Origin of the sequence: Corallincola holothuriorum (assembly GCF_003336225.1) — a bacterium.
GTDB lineage: Bacteria > Pseudomonadota > Gammaproteobacteria > Enterobacterales > Neiellaceae > Corallincola > Corallincola holothuriorum.
In genome coordinates this window covers 1-2921 of record NZ_QPID01000024.1, presented here as the reverse complement: position 1 = coordinate 2921, position 2921 = coordinate 1, and the positions used below count along the sequence as shown (strand labels likewise).

Here is a 2921-nt window from a genome sequence, read left to right as displayed (position 1 = left end):
TTAGGGGTTGTATGGTTAAGTGACTAAGCGTATGCGGTGGATGCCTTGGCAGTTAGAGGCGATGAAGGACGTGTTAATCTGCGATAAGCATTGGGAAGTTGATAAAAGACGTTATACCCAATGATTTCCGAATGGGGAAACCCGGCACTCTTTGAGTGTCATCTGCAACTGAATACATAGGTTGTAGAGGCAAACGCAGGGAACTGAAACATCTAAGTACCTGTAGGAACAGAAATCAATTGAGATTTCGTTAGTAGCGGCGAGCGAACGCGAATTAGCCCTTAAGCTTTTTATGAGTTAGTGGAACGGTCTGGAAAGTCCGGCGATACAGGGTGATAGCCCCGTACACGAAAACAATTTTAAAGTGAAATCGAGTAGGTCGGGACACGTGATATCTTGACTGAACATGGGGGGACCATCCTCCAAGGCTAAATACTCCTAACTGACCGATAGTGAACCAGTACCGTGAGGGAAAGGCGAAAAGAACCCCTGTGAGGGGAGTGAAATAGAACCTGAAACCGCATACGTACAAGCAGTGGGAGCCCCTTCGGGGGTGACTGCGTACCTTTTGTATAATGGGTCAGCGACTTACATTCTGTAGCAAGGTTAACCGTATAGGGGAGCCGTAGGGAAACCGAGTCTTAACTGGGCGTCGAGTTGCAGGGTGTAGACCCGAAACCGAGTGATCTACCCATGGCCAGGTTGAAGGTTGAGTAACATCAACTGGAGGACCGAACCCACTAATGTTGAAAAATTAGGGGATGAGCTGTGGGTAGGGGTGAAAGGCCAATCAAACTCGGAGATAGCTGGTTCTCCCCGAAAGCTATTTAGGTAGCGCCTCGGACTTATGCCACTGGGGGTAGAGCACTGTTTCGGCTAGGGGGTCATCCCGACTTACCAACCCGATGCAAACTCCGAATACCAGTGAGTACTATCCGGGAGACACACGGCGGGTGCTAACGTCCGTCGTGGAGAGGGAAACAACCCAGACCGCCAGCTAAGGTCCCAAAGTTATCACTAAGTGGGAAACGATGTGGGAAGGCTCAGACAGCTAGGAGGTTGGCTTAGAAGCAGCCACCCTTTAAAGAAAGCGTAATAGCTCACTAGTCGAGTCGGCCTGCGCGGAAGATGTAACGGGGCTAAGTGATACACCGAAGCTGCGGCAATGCGATTTATCGTATTGGGTAGGGGAGCGTTCTGTAAGCGGTTGAAGGTGTGCTGTAAGGCATGCTGGACGTATCAGAAGTGCGAATGCTGACATGAGTAACGACAAAGCGGGTGAAAAACCCGCTCGCCGGAAGACCAAGGTTTCCTGTCCAATGCTAATCAGGGCAGGGTAAGTCGACCCCTAAGGTGAGGCCGAGAGGCGTAATCGATGGGAAACAGGTTAATATTCCTGTACCGACATGTACTGCGATGGGGGGACGGAGAAGGCTAAATGGGCCAGGCGTTGGTTGTCCTGGTTTAAGTGTGTAGGTTGATGGTTTAGGTAAATCCGGACCGTCTTAAGACTGAGACACGATATCGAGATTCTACGGAATTGAAGTCATTGATGCCATGCTTCCAGGAAAAGCCTCTAAGCTTCAGGTACATGTTGATCGTACCCCAAACCGACACAGGTGGTCAGGTAGAGAATACTAAGGCGCTTGAGAGAACTCGGGTGAAGGAACTAGGCAAAATAGTACCGTAACTTCGGGAGAAGGTACGCTGCTGACGGTGATGGGACTTGCTCCCTAAGCTGTTGGCAGTCGCAGTGACCAGGTGGCTGGGACTGTTTATTAAAAACACAGCACTCTGCAAACTCGAAAGAGGACGTATAGGGTGTGACACCTGCCCGGTGCCGGAAGGTTAATTGATGGGGTTATCTTCGGAGAAGCTCTTGATCGAAGCCCCGGTAAACGGCGGCCGTAACTATAACGGTCCTAAGGTAGCGAAATTCCTTGTCGGGTAAGTTCCGACCTGCACGAATGGTGTAACCATGGCCACGCTGTCTCCACCCGAGACTCAGTGAAATTGAAATCGCAGTGAAGATGCTGTGTACCCGCGGCTAGACGGAAAGACCCCGTGAACCTTTACTACAGCTTGGCAGTGAACATTGAACCTACATGTGTAGGATAGGTGGGAGGCTTTGAAGCGGTGACGCCAGTCATCGTGGAGCCAACCTTGAAATACCACCCTTGTATGTTTGATGTTCTAACCTAGGTCCCTTATCGGGATCGGGGACATTGCCTGGTGGGTAGTTTGACTGGGGCGGTCTCCTCCCAAAGAGTAACGGAGGAGTACGAAGGTTAGCTAATCACGGTCGGACATCGTGAGGTTAGTACAATGGTATAAGCTAGCTTGACTGCGAGACAGACACGTCGAGCAGGTACGAAAGTAGGTCATAGTGATCCGGTGGCTCTGTATGGAAGGGCCATCGCTCAACGGATAAAAGGTACTCCGGGGATAACAGGCTGATACCGCCCAAGAGTTCATATCGACGGCGGTGTTTGGCACCTCGATGTCGGCTCATCACATCCTGGGGCTGAAGTCGGTCCCAAGGGTATGGCTGTTCGCCATTTAAAGTGGTACGCGAGCTGGGTTTAGAACGTCGTGAGACAGTTCGGTCCCTATCTGCCGTGGGCGTTTGAGAATTGAAAGGGGCTGCTCCTAGTACGAGAGGACCGGAGTGGACGAACCTCTGGTGTTCGGGTTGTCATGCCAATGGCATTGCCCGGTAGCTAAGTTCGGAACTGATAACCGCTGAAAGCATCTAAGCGGGAAGCAGGCCTTGAGATGAGTTCTCACTGGGACTTTAAGTCCCCTAAAGGGTTGTTGAAGACTACGACGTTGATAGGCAGGGTGTGGAAGCGTTGTGAGGCGTTGAGCTAACCTGTACTAATTGCCCGTGAGGCTTAACCATACAACCCCTAAGAAGTTTT

General features: G+C 51.0%; 1 rRNA gene. It reads left to right on the top strand.

The features are described from left to right. Positions 1-13 precede the first annotated feature (13 nt). A 23S ribosomal RNA gene (locus DU002_RS19205) occupies positions 14-2902 on the top strand. Positions 2903-2921: the final 19 nt, after the last annotated feature.